At 42.0% G+C, this 16209-nt stretch carries 14 protein-coding genes and 1 tRNA gene; 6 read left to right on the top strand and 9 right to left on the bottom strand.

From position 1 onward, the window contains the following. Positions 1-17: 17 nt before the first annotated feature. The 3 genes from ACMHXI_RS00450 (at position 18) to mobV (ending at position 4505) form a co-directional block, all read left to right on the top strand. Positions 18-1367 carry a site-specific integrase gene (locus tag ACMHXI_RS00450; RefSeq protein ID WP_335922619.1) on the top strand — a complete coding sequence of 450 codons (1350 nt, stop codon included), beginning with the start codon at positions 18-20 and terminating at the stop codon, positions 1365-1367. A gap of 1096 nt (positions 1368-2463) precedes the next feature. Next, a complete protein-coding gene (locus ACMHXI_RS00445; protein ID WP_335922620.1) occupies positions 2464-3255 on the top strand; it encodes a hypothetical protein in 792 nt (263 codons plus the stop codon). Positions 3256-3431: 176 nt separating this feature from the next. After that, positions 3432-4505: a MobV family relaxase gene (mobV, locus tag ACMHXI_RS00440; protein WP_413733690.1), complete on the top strand. Its 1074-nt coding sequence runs from the start codon at positions 3432-3434 to the stop codon at positions 4503-4505. Between the two features lie 596 nt (positions 4506-5101). On the opposite strand, the gene ACMHXI_RS00435 is transcribed toward mobV, so the two are convergent. The 4 genes from ACMHXI_RS00435 to ACMHXI_RS00420 form a co-directional block, all read right to left on the bottom strand. Next, a complete protein-coding gene (locus ACMHXI_RS00435) occupies positions 5102-5521 on the bottom strand; it encodes a hypothetical protein (protein ID WP_335922695.1) in 420 nt (139 codons plus the stop codon). Between the two features lie 37 nt (positions 5522-5558). After that, complete coding sequence (locus ACMHXI_RS00430; protein WP_335922694.1) at positions 5559-5972, bottom strand: hypothetical protein; 414 nt, start codon at positions 5970-5972, stop codon at positions 5559-5561. A gap of 134 nt (positions 5973-6106) precedes the next feature. Next, positions 6107-6191 (bottom strand) — tRNA-Leu (locus ACMHXI_RS00425). A 272-nt stretch (positions 6192-6463) separates the two neighbouring features. Continuing rightward, positions 6464-8053, bottom strand: coding sequence for a bacteriohemerythrin (locus tag ACMHXI_RS00420; RefSeq protein ID WP_345859725.1), 1590 nt, complete (start codon positions 8051-8053; stop codon positions 6464-6466). Between the two features lie 271 nt (positions 8054-8324). Between ACMHXI_RS00420 and ACMHXI_RS00415 the strand changes: the two genes are divergently transcribed. Continuing rightward, a complete protein-coding gene (locus ACMHXI_RS00415) occupies positions 8325-8453 on the top strand; it encodes a DUF3149 domain-containing protein (protein ID WP_071237139.1) in 129 nt (42 codons plus the stop codon). An 86-nt stretch (positions 8454-8539) separates the two neighbouring features. Here the strand turns inward: ACMHXI_RS00415 and ACMHXI_RS00410 are convergent, their stop codons facing one another. Beyond that, positions 8540-9151: a superinfection exclusion B family protein gene (locus ACMHXI_RS00410; protein ID WP_028780504.1), complete on the bottom strand. Its 612-nt coding sequence runs from the start codon at positions 9149-9151 to the stop codon at positions 8540-8542. Positions 9152-9318: 167 nt separating this feature from the next. Between ACMHXI_RS00410 and ACMHXI_RS00405 the strand changes: the two genes are divergently transcribed. Beyond that, positions 9319-10950, top strand: coding sequence for an ATP-binding protein (locus tag ACMHXI_RS00405; RefSeq protein ID WP_109248779.1), 1632 nt, complete (start codon positions 9319-9321; stop codon positions 10948-10950). A 1-nt stretch (position 10951) separates the two neighbouring features. Here the strand turns inward: ACMHXI_RS00405 and pepT are convergent, their stop codons facing one another. Then, on the bottom strand, positions 10952-12181 hold the full coding sequence (gene pepT / locus ACMHXI_RS00400) for a peptidase T (protein WP_101059449.1): 1230 nt from the start codon (positions 12179-12181) through the stop codon (positions 10952-10954). A gap of 86 nt (positions 12182-12267) precedes the next feature. Further along, the gene (gene tcdA, locus ACMHXI_RS00395; protein ID WP_037436925.1) at positions 12268-13101 is read right to left on the bottom strand and encodes a tRNA cyclic N6-threonylcarbamoyladenosine(37) synthase TcdA; all 834 of its coding nucleotides are present in this window, start codon (positions 13099-13101) and stop codon (positions 12268-12270) included. Positions 13102-13739: 638 nt separating this feature from the next. Between tcdA and ACMHXI_RS00390 the strand changes: the two genes are divergently transcribed. Then, on the top strand, positions 13740-14819 hold the full coding sequence (locus ACMHXI_RS00390) for a porin (protein WP_101095676.1): 1080 nt from the start codon (positions 13740-13742) through the stop codon (positions 14817-14819). 117 nt (positions 14820-14936) lie between these two features. On the opposite strand, the gene ACMHXI_RS00385 is transcribed toward ACMHXI_RS00390, so the two are convergent. Both ACMHXI_RS00385 and ACMHXI_RS00380 read right to left on the bottom strand, forming a co-directional pair. Next, a complete protein-coding gene (locus ACMHXI_RS00385) occupies positions 14937-15593 on the bottom strand; it encodes a thiopurine S-methyltransferase (protein ID WP_144216689.1) in 657 nt (218 codons plus the stop codon). A gap of 141 nt (positions 15594-15734) precedes the next feature. After that, positions 15735-16082 carry a hypothetical protein gene (locus tag ACMHXI_RS00380; protein WP_025888775.1) on the bottom strand — a complete coding sequence of 116 codons (348 nt, stop codon included), beginning with the start codon at positions 16080-16082 and terminating at the stop codon, positions 15735-15737. Positions 16083-16209: the final 127 nt, after the last annotated feature.

The following is a 16209-nucleotide window of genomic DNA, read 5'->3' as shown; positions in this document are numbered from 1 at the left end:
AACAAGGTGTGAAACATATGACAGAAAAGACTTGGGTAAAACTAGCTGACGGACTGGCAATCTATAAGATGAAACAGTCAAAAAACTGGTACCTCAGACTACGATTTGAAGGTGTAGAGTACCCCGCAAAAAGCCTCAGAACGGCAGATCAGGCCGAGGCTACAGCAGAAGCTTATTTTATCTATAAAGCCGCTCAAAAGAAGATTGAGACAGAGTTTCTAAAGCCAAAATCACAAACAATAGCTCATATCTGCAAAGAAATTGAGAAGCAACTGATTTCAAGAAAGAAAGATAAATCTGAAGTAGAACAAAAGAAAATACATAAAGAAAATCTGAGATATATAAAAATTTTTGAAAAACTGACTGAAAAATTTGGAAAAATAGATATAAAAGATTTTGACTATGCTTATCTTGTTTCATTTTACACTGATTTTCAGACAAAAATTAGTACAACTCAATTGAGATACATCAATCTAGCTATCAAGAAAGTGTTTGACTATGCTTTAATTAAAAGGTTAATCACATCTGTTCCAGCCATTCCTTCTATTAAAACCAAGAAAAAGGAAGATACGAATTACTTTAATAAAGACGATTATGACAAAATCATTCAACACATTAAAACACGTAAAAAGAAAAAAGGCATCGCAACTGAAAACAATGACTTGTTACTAGCCGCAATTGGCTTTATCACGGATTCTGGCATAAGACCAGGAAATGAACTGACTGAACTACAGGCAAAGGATTTTCAGATAGAAACAATCAACAAAAATCGCTATTGGACAGTAAAAGTTAAAGGCGGAAAAATTGCTGAAAAAGAGGGCCTGAAAAGAAGAATAATTCTATCAGGTCACGCTATATTACATATAAAAGAGTTGCTATTTAAAGAATACTATGAGCATAACTTAGACAAGTACAGTGATGTACATTTAACACAATTTTTTAAAAAAAATAAGGATAGGTATATTTTTAGAAGAAAAAACGGTCAGATCCCCAACTATCCTAGGATTTTTTCTGATGTGATAGAAGAAATAAAAGAAAGTCTTAGAGAACATAAATTAACGTTATATAGCGGTAGACATACATTTATAACTAATCAGTTAAAACGCAATGCAAACATAAATATTGTAGCAAAACATTGTGGAACATCTGTTGAAATGATCGAAAAGCATTACAATCATTTACTTTCGATGATGAAACCAGACGAATTATTAGAAGCTGAGTATATTTTAACCAGTGAAAATTCAATTGATCTAGCATATATGATAAATGAGGATTTAGAGAAAAAACTGGGAGTGCCTAGACCGGCAACCAAAGAAGAATTATCCAGTTTTCTATCAGAAGAAGAACTAAGCAGGGTGATTTTTTAATCGATTAATGTTTAACGTTGAAAGATTTACAATACGAGGGCTGCACCCTCGCGCTCCTGCGGTTTTTAAAACCAGACACTTGAAAACTGTCTGGTTTTAAAAACATTCACTTTACAGATTTCCACATTATTAAACTAGCTATGATACTCTTAAGACGAGTTATGAACATTTCCATAAGATCACTTTAGCCTAATTCATAATCAGAATTATTAACATATAGAGATTGATAAACACTTTCTGTAATAATATAAATTTACTATTTAATTAGTGTATTCTTAAGACTCCTTCATCTAAAAGCCATTCAATATCTGAATGATAGCATTTCAGCAGATATATCAAGAAGCTTACAAGATTTACAAACAAGCTGTGATAGTTTAGATTGTAATACTCCAAAGTTTGAGCCAAATCCTGGAACCACCTATATTGAATTTTTTGTGATTATGGTACAACTGCACATGCAGTTGCAGTTGCAGTTGCAGAATTAAACTAAGAGAACTCTAGTAAGTCTAAAGTAAGTGTATATTGATGGAGTCAGATCATTACATACCTCAGAATCACATTGCTACAAATTTGGGATTTTACAAAATTTATGACATTACAGAAAAGCGGTTGAAATATATACACAACAATTATTTTGATTTTTCATCCGAAATAGTTAAAGACTTGGCAATAATGAAATTAGCCTTATCAATAAGGCATTATCAACACAAAAAATAGAGAGTTTAATCTTTCTACTGACCTATAACAAAAAACATATTAATATATCAGTTTTTTCACTTTCCTGCTTAAACTGCTTGTGCCTTTTTCACATCAGAATATTTTGTTGTTTAATTTGGTTTTACACTTTCTCTAAACTCTATTTTAATGTCTTATAATGAAAATAACCATAATAATTATAGACTTAATCTGCAATCACGGCGTAAAACCAGATAAATCTAGTTAATACGCAGATTTTAGTTCATCGGTAGACAGACTTTTAAATTACTTACGCAGATATAAGTAACCAATGCGCAGAGGTTTTATAAAATGTTTTTATTCACCTATTGAAAAAATTAAAACATAGGTTATTGTCTAAAGTATAAACAGGATATACATTATGACATTAACCCCATTCAACTCATATAACACAGTTTTACCATCTGCATTTTTGTTTTCCCCAATTTTCGCACCAATAAAGTTTGATAATAGAAAAGGTAAGGTTTTTTTTAGATCAGAAAGAACTAAAAATGAATCTTTGACATATTTTGGATACACATTAGACTGCGAAATCGATTTAAAACTTTATGCTCTGATTATAAATAAGTCTTTTGACACAAAGAATTATTCTATAACCATCACAAAAAATGAAATATTTGATGCATTAAAAACCTCACCTAATGATCGACATTGTTCAAAGTTCAAGTCATATGTAAAAAGAATAGAAAGATTTAAAAGCTGTAATTTTGTATTGGAATCATCAGACAATAATATAGATTTAAAAGAGATTAATATCGCTGATTTTAGAATTAAGCGTAGACAATACTCATTAATCCATGACTATTTGGTATCACCAGATAATAAGTCAATACAAATTTATCTAAAATACAGTTTTAAAAATGACTATATGTCTCAATTTAATATGCAGCTTCTAAATTTAAACGATTTATCAAAGTTTAAAAATAAATATGATAAAGCAATCTATCTAATGATTCTTACAAAGACATTTAAGAATAGAAATTATTTTTTCATAGATAAAAACAAATTATATTCCAAGATTTTGAAGAATATAAGTAAAAAAAGAGCAAATGAAGTCATTATAAACACATTGAAAAACTTTATTGAGTTTAAATTAATATCTCAGTTTGAGGATTATAGTTACAACTCATTTAAAATATACACTAATAAATAATTAGCTATTGAATTTCTGTATGTATATGCATGCCATGAAAAATATTTTTGTTTAGTCATGGTATAACTTTATTAGATGCAATTTAAAACATTTTATTAAATGTATACTCACTATACTTTGTACCAAAGTGTTCGCAATTGCATTGAGCCAAAAACAAAAAAAACTGGAGATAAATTATGAAGCATATACATACAGTAGCTAGAGTCGAAAAAATTAAGAGCTGGTCGCAGATGAAAAATACAGAAAGACACAATAATAGAACAATGAAAGTAGAAAACGCCGACGAAAATAGAGATGCAATAAGAATCAAGGGTTCTGATAATTTAGTTAATGACGTTAAATCAATAATGCTGAAATACAAAGTCGATATAAAAAAATTAAGAAAAGATGCAGTATTAGCTAATGAACTAGTATTTAGTCTTTCAAAAGAGTTCTTTACTGACAAAGAACTAGACTATAAAAACAAATTCAACAAAGAAAGAATAAGAGCTTTTTACAAAATTTTAGTAAAACATCTTGAAGAAAAATTTGGTGATAAAGTTGCTAATGTTTGTATTCATTTAGATGAAAGCAACGTTCACTCTCATGTAGTGATAGTACCAATAATAGGAGAAAGCAGACTAAGTGCTAGAGACTTTTTTAATAGAAAAGCATTGATAGAGTTACAAAAAGATTATTGCAATGCATTTAATACAAGTGATTTAAAATCAGAATTCAAATTTAGCTACACTGAAAATAGCAAAGCAACTCATCAAACAGTAAATGAATTTTATAAAAAAGCTAATAAAGCAAAAGAAAATGAAGAAAAAATTGAAAACCTAGAAAGAGAAATTGTAAAACTAAAATCAAACAAAAACAATTCAGAAGAATTTATTGAGCTACAAACACAAAACAAAAAGCTCAAGAAAGATTACGAATTAACAAGATTCAAACTTGAAAAAACAGAACTGTTAGTAATTGAAAAGGAAGAAAAAATATCTCTTTTATCTTCAATGTTAGACAGCTTAAAACTTTTTATAAAAACATTCGCAAGTGATAAATTAAAATATCTAAGCAAGAGTTTATTAAAAAGCTTAAACATTGAAAGTGATAGAGAAACAGACTGCAAAACAGAGCTTAACAGTCAACTAGAAGAGTATGCTGAAGCATCTGAAGTTGTACTTGATACAGTAGAACAGATAGATGAAATTAAGAAAAAGCACTTATACAAGCCAGAACTGACATATAAACTTAAGAAAAGAACTCCTTAAAAAATAAATGACAACGTTAAGTTGTCATTTATTCTGATAAAAAGCAACGCTTTTATTTTTTTGATTAATAGTATATAAAATTCATCAATTTTTATAATAAAAGGGCTCTGACTCTAAAGTAGGATATAAATCAAAAGAGATTGGAGCGACTTGAAAAATTAAAGTCAAATTATTATGAAATAGAAATAATATTGATAGCTTTACTACTAGCATTATTTAAACCTAAATGGATAATAGTTAGTTTAAATCCGGATGCAGGTCACGTTTCAACTACTGAACCTCAAATAAATCTATCGATTTGACAGTGTATTAAAAAATCAAATACTCTGTATATTAAAGCGACTTACTTATATCAAAAAACCAAGAAGTTTAAAAATTACAAATTTTTAGTTTATAATTAGATGAAATGATAAATAGGTTTAGACATTAAAGCATGGTAAGAATAGAGAATAAAGAAAGCTTAAAATAGTCTTAGATAAAATTGTCTATTTGAATCACATTGTTGGTTTTGATATCATTAAAAATGACCATGCTGAAGAAGCAATAATAATTAACAAAAACAATTTCCCGTTAGATACTCATGAAACATGAAAGCTCTATCTAAAAACTGCTATCTCAAATCTTAAAGCTAAATTCTTTAAATATTCTTTATCAGTATCGATAGTAATATATTTATCTGAATGTATTCCCTTTAAATATTCAAACAACTTTGTCATTTGGCCTGATTTTCTATATTCCTCTTCCGTGTAGCAAACCCAAATGAATATATCACCCTCATTTATTTCATACATAAGACATGCTTTATTGTCAATTGATAATACCCAGTAGGGATAGGATGAATATTGAGCTTCATCTAAATATAAAGCTTTAATTTTATAATTATTATTACAAGCGTCACTGAGACATGTAAGATCAGCTTCGCAATCAACAAAGATATCTGCACCACATTCATCTGCAATTTCAGCAAATCGTTTATTTAATATTGCAAACTCAAACAATGGTTGTCGCTTTAACATAGACACGTTTCATTTATACCTTAAACAATCAGTAAAGTTATAATAGTTTATTATAGTATTTAGATAAGATTTGGTTTGAATATTTACGGATCTCACTACAATTTTTTGCGTCTGTTTTTTGTAGGTAACTCAATAGGTAGTTTTTTGCACCAGTAATTGAGTGAAGTGATTGAGCTTTTACAGCGGGTTCTCCAATTATTATATTGTATAATCCACCAATATTTCGCTCAGATACTTCATAAGAAAAATCATGATAAAGTTGATATAATTTGATTGAATCAGATAAATAGAAGCTCTCAATTTTATCCACTGCTTGTGGATTAACTTTTTGCACTGCGGCACAGGCCATACTAGCCATAGATAAATCTATAATGGCCACATCACCAACAGGGCTAGGTTCTGCCTTTACCACTCCCGAAACCAGCATCAATGAAATGAACAAATAACGCATTAGCAATCCTTACTTTAGGGATATTAAAGAAACCTTAAAACTATATTAATACCTTACAATGGTAAGAAAAGCATTTCAAACAGGCCATCATTTCTAGAAATAAAAAAAAGCTCCCTAAAGGGAGCTTTTTAAGCTGGTAGCAGTGAACGGACTCGAACCGTTACACCCGAAGGCGGTTGATTTTGAATCAACTGTGTCTACCAATTCCACCACACTGCCAAAAATTTCAACATACTCTAGAACGCTCTAGAAGTTTTTTAGAGTACATTTTTGTTAACTAATCTATTGATTATCTTACAAAAATATACTTACTTACAGTGAATTTTGAATCCCCTGTGTCTACCAATTTCACCACTCTGGCACATATAGATTGTTTCGCGACGAAGTCTCATCGGCGAGTGAACGGCATTATACCTGTGCTCACTTCAATGGCAAGCGCTTTACGAGCCTGTTTGCCAAAATCCTGCTCGGTTGGACAAAATTCAGTCTGGCTACTGGGCTCCGCGGGCAATTAGGAAGCTTGTGTACTCCTTGTCACTGCCCTGAATATGGTTGATAAGCCAGGATTTGAGGAAGGCCATCAATTCATCGGCAACATCTTCACCACTGGCCACTCGTTTCTGGAAATCCAGTACCTTAGCCACTAATTGCTGGTGTTTAAGCTTGTGCTGCTCGGTCTGCGGATAACCGAAACGGGCAAACAACTCCTCTTCATAGGCGAAATGATTAGCGGTGTAATCCACCAGGCCCTGTACTATGCGTTTAATCGCTTCCAGGCCATAAGCTTCTTCCAAGGTGCGGTGCAGTTCATTGATCAGGGATACCAGACGTAGGTGCTGACGATTGATCTCTTCCATGCCGAGATCCAACTGCGGCCCCCACTCAACAAAGCGATGGCGTTTCTCCAACTGTTCCATCGCCCGTTTGTCGACATGGAAGCGCCCAAGCAGGGAACTGATCTCCTGCGACATATTGAATACCTTCAGACTGGAGAGGTTGGTACTGTGGGTCTCTTTGGCATTCTCCACCGCCACTTGTGCCATTGAGGAGATATTGCTGCTGATCTCTTCGGCAACTGCCTGCTGTTGTTCCGAAGCCGCCGCTATTTGATGCGACATATCTGTAATGCTTTCAATCTGAGCCACAATTTGCCCCAATGCTTGCTGCGCCTGGTGAGCCATAGCATGGGTGGTACTGGCCTGCTCGACACTGGTGGTCATCACTTTCACGCCTTCATCGGCGCCCTGTTGCAATTGCAATATCTGCTGTTGGATCTCAACTGTAGCCGCAGACGTCCGCTGTGCCAGGCTACGGACTTCATCGGCAACCACAGCAAAACCTCGGCCATGCTCGCCGGCGCGGGCACTCTCGATAGCGGCGTTGAGCGCCAGCAGATTGGTTTGCTCTGCCACTTGGGAAATGGTGTCTATGATGGTACTTATGTTGTTGCTGTCTTCCGCCAGGCGGGCAATCACTTGCTGAGTTTGCCCAACCTGAGCCGACATATCATCTATCTGCCGCACCACCTGCCTGACAGTTTGGTCGCCACTGCGGGCCGCCTGCCTGGCTTCTTCTGCGGCATTGGCGGCACTGGCAGCATTGCGGCTGACTTCCTGCACAGTAGAAACCATCTGGGTCATGGCGGTTGCCGCCAATTCCGCTTGTTTTTCCTGCTCCTCCACTCCGATATGGGCGGCATCGCTGATGGACTTGATATCCATGGCCACACTCTTCATCGCATCTGCGGTATTGACCAAAGACAGAATGGTGCGGCCAACGTCCTCTCCCATACGGTTGATACCGTGGACCACAGAATGGAACATGCCGGCATCCTGTTCCGACAACTGATAGCTGAGATCGCCTTCTCCCAGATGACGGGCGGCATTTTCCAGGCGCTTGAGATTGGACAGCTGTCTGGCACCGAGCCAAGCCAGCACTATCAAGGCGGCCAATAGAGAAGCAAAGGCGAGATAACTGGCGCCGTGTAACAGGCTCCACAGGGGGAAAAGCAACAAGAGCAACAGCGGATAAAACTGCCACTGGTTTAATATCAGTTTTAAAAGACCTCGGGATGTTTGCATCGCACGCTCCTTGCCAATGAACAATCGCAGGCCAAGCCACCCTACTCCTTTAGTGTAGTAATTAATATTAGCCTTTGATCCTATTCCCTTTAGGGAACACTTACGTTGCTCCTTAGCCGGCTAATTTAAGCAAAACATGATAAAGCTCATGTTTTAACAAGCTGATTTACCCGATTAACAACTCTGACAACATTTGTTGATCGAGATCAGCTCCGGCCGAAGCAAATTTGGTTAGTTTAGCTTTGACTTTACAAGAAAGAGGACTTCAGTGATGGCATTCTGGTTAGATCTAATGTTCGGAAACCCCATAGGCTTACTGTCGATGATAGTTATCTTCAGTACTATCGGGATCATCTCCTACATTATGTGGATGTTTATTGTAAAGTCAGCAAAGCCTTAGCTTTGATTTCCATGTTCTTTTAAATGCAATGACGTTTTTGAGTATTGCTTGGGCAGCCCTGTGGCTGCCCTCTTTTTTTGCCGCCTTCAAGCAGCGTGTTTCCGCACTTGGGCAATACCATTGATAAATTGCGGTCTTGCCTTGATAAGATGCTGCAGCTCTTCCTGGCTGGGCTCACCGGATGGTAAACGCAATACTTTGCGGTTCAGATGCTTACGGGCAGCCATGGCTATCTTGTACTCGGCGGTGGGGCCTTGAATGGCGTAATGGCGTTCATTTCCCAGGCTCTCGAGTATGTGAGCCTTGAGCAGTGCCTGCACCGGCGTTTCATTTTGCGGCAGAGTCAAAACACTGGCTCCCTGCAAGAAGAACTCCCTTAACAGGGCCCGCTCGGCGGGATCCAGTAACCTGACTTTCTCTTCAATCATTTCGTTGATCCGGCGCTCACTCAAACGGCTTATCGCTTCATCCAACAAAAGATTGACGGCCAGCGCACCAATATAGGCCAAGGCCAGCAGCAGTGTCAGGCCGATATAATGGGCATTGGCTTCTACCCAGGATTCCAAATGCAACAAGGCCAGCAAGGACTTTGGCATAAACAGTAGCAATGTGGTTATCAGCAGCACCCACAGTGTCAGTTGCAATGCAGCGGCCTTGAACTTGCCCTCTTTCAATACCTCAAGTTTCAGTCTCTTCATGGCTCTATCCAGCGTCAGAAAATTGTTCCAACCGCTAATCAAGCAAAACCAGTGCCAGGATTGCTCAGCGAACTTTGCCATCAGCGGCAACAAAAAATGCCGCGAAAGTCAGATGCGAAGCTATGCTTAAAGCTATCCACAGCAAGCACTTAAGATAGTTGAAATTAATGCCCGGTTTTATGCAGCAGCTCATCAGTAGTCCCATCGGCCGCAGGCTGACTCTGGCTATTATCTTGTTCAGCTCACTGATCACTCTGGTGACCACAGGTTTGCAGTTGGTTTCCGATTACAAGGGTGACATTGGCCGAATCAACGATGAGTTTGCCAATATTGAAAAAGCCAACCTGGATGTACTGGCGGCAAGTATCTGGGTAATAGATGAAAGGCTTATCAAGACCCAACTCAACGGCCTCAACCAACTGCCGGACACCAGCTATGTGGTCATAGAAGATGACAGTGGTAAAGAATGGACCGCCGGCGAGTACAGAGACCAAGGTGTAATAGAGAAGCGCTTTCCTCTGGTGCACAAGACCAGCAGCCAGAATTTCAATGTCGGTGAGCTGAGAGTTCAAGCCGATCTCTCCAAAATCTACGACAGATTGGTGAACAAGGCCTTACTGATACTACTGGCCAATGGTATCAAGACCTTTCTGGTGGCCGGTTTTATTCTCTATCTGGTTTGGGCCACCATTACCCGGCACTTGTTGCAACTGAGTGAGTACTGCTCAGAGCTCGATTTGGAGCAGGATTATCAACCACTGCAGTTTAAGCGTCGGGACAAACAGGATGAATTTACCCAGGTTGCCCTGGCCATCAATTTGATGCAGCAACAGCTGCGCGCCTCCTTCACACAGTTGAACCGCTCCCGCTACGAACTGCAAGAAGCTCTGAGTGACAGGGAAAGACTGTTGGAACTGGAACGCAGCTATAAAGATGAGCTGGCAAGGCAGGTCAAAGAACAAACCAAAGAACTTGAACAGTCGCTGTTGGTGTTGGAACGGGCTCAACAGGTGATGGTCGAACAGCAGAAAATGGCCGCGCTCGGCGGTCTGGTATCCGGCATCGCCCATGAGATAAACACCCCGATAGGTATCTGCCTCACCGCTGCCAGTAGCCAGCTGCAGCATATCAATGAATTGGTTGAGCTGTTGCAAAACGATGGCGCTACGCTGGAAGAGCTCAATGCCATTCTCAACGAGTATCAACAGAGCTGTGAACTGATCATCAGTAATATTACCCGCGCCAGTAACCTGATCCAGAAGTTCAAGGCGATTGCTGCCGAGCAAGGCAATGACGTGCACGAACAGATGCTGCTACCCCAGGTATTGCAGGAATTTGCCGATGCTGTAGCGCTATCTTTCAAGCAATTACAGGTAGATGTGGAGATCCAGGTCGAGGCCTATCTTTGGCTTACCAGCAGCCACAGCCTGCTGAAGCAGATAGTGACCAACATACTTTCCAATGCCTATGCTCACGCCTTTGAGGGTGATACCGGCCATAAGATCAGCATCAGTGCACAACAGCAGGGTCAAGAACTACAGCTGGATATCGAAGACAATGGCAAGGGAATCGCCCCCGAGATTGCCGGCCAGATCTTTGAGCCCTTCTTTACCACCAGCAGACGAACCGGCGCCACCGGGCTTGGATTGGCGGCGGCCTTCAATGCCGTCACACTACTGAAGGGCAATATCACCCTTCTCAATGACTCCAGCCTCGGCGGCGCACACTTTCGGGTTCGCTTCCCGGCTGTGATAGAGTCCCGCCCCGCCGATGACGACAGGGTGGAACTCTTTATTTAGATTACTCGGCGTATCTTTGGGTGGTTAACCTGGCGATATTGATGATCACCTCTACCGCCTTTTCCATTGACTCAAGACAAACATACTCATGTTTGCCATGGAAATTGTGGCCGCCGGCAAAGATGTTGGGGCAAGGCAGCCCCTTCCAGGACAGTTGCGCACCGTCAGTGCCACCGCGGATAGGTTTGATATCCGGTATGATACCGGCCATCTCCATCGCCTGACAGGCAATATCCGTCACATGAGGCACTGGCAAGATGCAGTCCTTCATATTGTAATAACTGTCGCTGATGCTAATCTCCAGGCTACCGGCCTGCAGCTCGGCATTACATTTGGTCACAGATTCCTGCAGCCAGGCCTTGCGCTGCTCAAACTGAGCCCTATCAAAGTCCCTTATCAGGTACACCAACCTGGCTTCTTCTGTTTGGCCTTCCATGGATAACAGATGGAAAAAGCCCTGATAACCTTCGCTGGTCTCGGGTGCATCATTGAGTGGCATTCTGGCGTGAAATCTGGCAGCCATGGTCAAGGCATTGACCATCACCCCATAGGCACTGCCTGGATGACAATTATTGCCTTTTGCGGTGATCACCGCAGTGGCGGCATTGAAGTTTTCATATTGAAGTTCGCCAACTGCGCCACCATCGACTGTATAGGCCCAATCGGCGCCGAAACGCTCGAGCTCCAAGCCATCAGTACCTCGCCCTATCTCCTCATCGGGCGTAAAACAGAGGTTGATCTCTCCATGGGGAATTTCAGGGTGTTGCAATAGATAGTGCAGCGCCGTGATGATTTCGGCTATGCCTGCCTTATCATCCGCGCCCAATAGCGTAGTGCCATCGGCAGTGATCAATGTTTTATTGAGGTAGTTCAGTAAAGAAGGAAACTGCTCAGGACTAAGCGCTTCCCCCTGCTCCAGTTCAATGATCTGCCCTTGGTAGTCATCTATCACCCGAGGTTTTACCCCGGCGCCGGAGTAATCTGCCGCCGTATCCATATGAGCCAAAAAGCCGATTGCCGGCACCTTGGCAGTATTCGCCGCTAATTTGGCATAAAGGCAGCATGATTCACTGAGGAAGACATCATCAAATCCCAACTCGAGCAGTTCTTGCTGTAACTGCCTGGCAAAGGCCACCTGACCTTGGGAACTGGGAATAGACTGGGAGTTCGGATCGGCTTGTGTATCCTGTTTGACATACCGCAGGAAACGATTGAGCAGCGCTTGTCGCATAAGCTGAATATCTGTAGCGAAAAAGTGTCTGGATTCTAACAATCCAGACACCTGCTGCATTAGACTCAGATCATGTTTTGTGCTGTTTATTCAGGCTTGGGATTATTGGCTTCCTGCGCCAAGCGCGCCAACACCCGGCTGGCTGCCACAAAGCCAAAGCTGCCGGTCACCATGGTCACGGCACCAAATCCCGAGGAGCAATCCATTCTCATGCTACCTTCGACACCAACCTTGGTGGAACAGACACTGCCATCCGTCTGGGGATACTTGAGGTGTTCACTGGAAAACACGGCATCAACGGCAAACCGCCGCTGTGGATTCTTGCTGAAACCATACTCTTTACGCAGCAAGTTGCGTACCTTGGCCAGCAATGGATCCTGAAAAGTCTTGGCCAGATCCGTTTGCTGGATCTGGGTTGGATCTGTCTGACCGCCGGCACCGCCAATAGTCACCAACTTAATCTTATTGCGTTTGCACCAGGCGATTAAGGCCGCCTTGGGCTTTACCGCATCTATGCAGTCCACCACAAAGTCTATGCCCTTGTCCTGTGCCAGATACTGACTCAGATTATCTGCTGCAATAAAGTCTTCTATTTCATCCACCCGGCATAGAGGATTAATCGCCTTAATCCGCTGCGCCATCACGGCGACCTTGGACTCGCCTATGGTGTCTGCCAAAGCATGGATCTGACGGTTGGTATTGGTCACACACACATCGTCTAGGTCCATCAGGCTGATGTGCCCTATTCCACTGCGGGCCAAAGCCTCTGCAACCCAAGTGCCGACGCCACCTATACCTATCACCATTACATGAGCCTTGGAAAAGGCTGCCAGTGCAGCAACACCATATAAACGGGCAATGCCGCCAAAGCGCTGTTGATAGGCTTCGGACTCCAGTAGTTCTGTGTCTGTATCTTGCATAACTTGGTTCCCAATTATCTTCGGCGGCATTTTAGCCGAATACCCGGCTATCCCCAAGCCGAGTAAGAGAGTGTGTATATCCCGGGTATGTTTTGCTTGGGCTTATGGATATAAACGGCTTAGTAAATACAGAGCTTCTTTTAGGGATAGATAGGGCACCATGGAGTGAACCAGGACAGCTACTTGGCTATATAAGGCAGAGTTTGCCACTGGCCGGATTGGGTGCCTAAATGAGAACCAGAGCACATAAATATCATTTTTATGATGAAAAATTTCACTTTTATTAAAACTTCATCTATCACTAATTTACAATTTGATCTATTAAAAATAACCAGCTGATACAGTCCTTCATACTGCAAAGTTATCTTTTTATAGCGAAAAGATGATTATGCTGATTTTGTGAACAATGGCGGTTGAATAGTTTTTAACCGAAATGGACATTTTGGTCACAGATTAAGGCTTTTCCCACAAGAATGGGGCAAAAAGTTTGATCTAGGCCACAATCTTGAGCAAACAAAACTGTAAGAATCAGCGCAGCTTTGTGACGGACAGGATGTCCGATACAAATCCAGGAACACTCGTTTGTTAAATAACCATAAATACATGGAATAGAACTCAGGTTCTAGGGAGCACAACACATGAAGAAGACCCTTATCTCTGCGTCAGTAGCAACAGTTCTGGCCGCAGCCTCTTTCGGTGCGCTGGCTGATGGCCCAACTCTGTATGGCCGTCTGGATCTGGCTGTTACTAACTCTGACCAAGGTAGCACACTTCAGACTGGCACTAGCGGTGTGAAAGAAGGCGAAAATGGCACTTATATCGAAAACAACTTCTCACACCTGGGTGTAAAAGGTTCAGAGAAGCTGACTGATGGTATAGACATCATCTATCAGATGGAGTTCCAAGTAGAGAACACTTCTGGTTCTGGCGACACTTTCAAAGCCCGTAACACTTACCTGGGTGCGAAAGGCAAATATGGTACTGTACTGGTCGGTCGTAACGACACAGTATTCAAGCAAGCTGAAGGCGGCGTAGACGCATTCGGTAACACCAACGCGGATATCGACCGTATGGTTGGCGGCCAAGTTCGTAGCGGTGACGGTGTTTGGTACTACTCACCAAAGATCGCTGACCTGATCACTCTGAACGCCACTTACCTGATGGATGATAATTACCAGACAGTTAAAGATCCTAATGGTAATGTTGTTGAAGCTGATGAGCTTTACGCTCTGAGCGCCACTATCGGTGACAAAAAGCTGAAAGCTCAGAACTACTATGCTGCCATCGCCTACAACAAGGGAATTGGTGGTATCGATGCATACCGTGCCGTAGGCCAAGTTAAGCTGGGTGACTTCAAACTGGGCGGTCTGTTCCAGAACTCTGAAAGCATCGTTGACGGTTCTGACGACAACAACACTTACTTCGTGAACGTAGTTTACAACCTGAACGGCGTTAACCTGAAGCTGCAATACGGTTATGACGAAGCCGGTTTCGGTAAGTATTTCCAGAACATCGGAGTTGATGGCACTGCTGTTAAGACAGCTTATGATGCCGAAATCACCAACATCACTGTTGGTGCCGACTACCGTGTAGCCAAGTCTACTCTGCTGTTTGCTCACTACGCAAACTACCAAGGCGAGTTCAAAGACACTAATGGTGCTAAGTTTGACCTGGAAGACGACAACGTATTCACCGTGGGTGTACGTTACGACTTCTAATCTCTGTTGAGATAGTGGTTATAGACACTAAAGGCGACCTCTGGGTCGCCTTTTTGTATGCCAAAATTTCTACTAATCGCTTGTTCCGCCTTGGATTATTATAATTTCCTGGGGAACTTATTTACGTTTCAGCAGATAGACACTCTCATTGAGCCAAGGCACCTCTTTGGCAATGAACCTGGGATTGTCGGCCAATACATCGGCTTGCTCCAGCAAAGTGACCTCAAACCACTGGCTCATATGCTCCCTTATCCACTCCTGAGTCACGCTGAATGGCGGCCCCTTGAGCATATCCTGCGGATATTCCAGAGTAACCAACAAGCCGCAACAACCCCTTGGCAACAAGGTGGCCAGCTTGGCGGCATATTGCAAACGCATCTCCTCAGGCCAGGCGATTAGCGCCGCCCTGTCGTAGAAGGCGCCTACCGACGCCAATTGCTCAGCCTTGAGCGCAAACAAGTCTCCCTGCAACAAGGTCATCTGTTCGCTGGAAAACGCTTGTAATTCGCCAAAGGCATTCTGTTGATACTCAAGGCCGTTCTCTTCAAAAAACTGCCTGACGGCCAACTCGCTCAGTTCGCAACCAAGCAGATCATGGCCCTTCTCGGCCAGATAACACATGTCCAAAGACTTGCCGCAAAGCGGGACAAAGACCTGCTCATTCCCCCTGAGTGCGAGTGTGGACCAGTACTTCACCAAAAAAGGGTTAATATCCTGCTGGTGAAAACCTATCTGCTGCTTGTGCCAGCGTTCATGCCAGAATCCGGGTTCCATCTATCCATCCTGTGTATCAGAAAACCTTGATACTCTATCGACTTGGACGCCGATTGCAAAGAGCCCAACAGCAACAGACAAAAAAGCCCGCCGCGGAGCGTGCAATGACTCCGGGGCGGGCAGCATCAGTTTTCAAGCTATTCAGGGCAGTCTGGCCAGGGTCTCCTGCACCTTGCGCAACCAATTACAGTTATCACACTGGCACTTGCGTCGTGACAAATGGTGCGGGCTCAGGCTGGAGTCGACAAAGTCGACGGCAATCAATAACTGCTGCTTCAACTCTTCGAGTGATTTCTGTTCCAGATCCACCAGTTCATCATTCTGGTTCATCCAGATACACTCCAATCCCTGATGACAAAAGTTACAGCGGTCGTCCACCGGATTGTAGAAACCCGCATGGGGACAATGACGCAATTCCATCGACTGTATCACCCTGGGGCGAGCATACTCGAACAGTGCGATCAGCTCCTGCTTATCTGGCACTGACATAAGGCCTCCAAATCTCTTCTGCCACTGCGGCTTGTTGCAAACAGGTTACTCTGGGGAGGGCGCAATGAAATTGATATAGGTCAAAGTGCCGCCCAAAAGGATACGCTAGGAAGCCTGGTTCTGAGCT

This window comes from Shewanella sp. BJSY2023SW005, from assembly GCF_047314585.1.
Lineage (GTDB): Bacteria > Pseudomonadota > Gammaproteobacteria > Enterobacterales > Shewanellaceae > Shewanella > Shewanella algae.
This window is presented reverse-complemented; position numbering and strand designations above follow the sequence as displayed.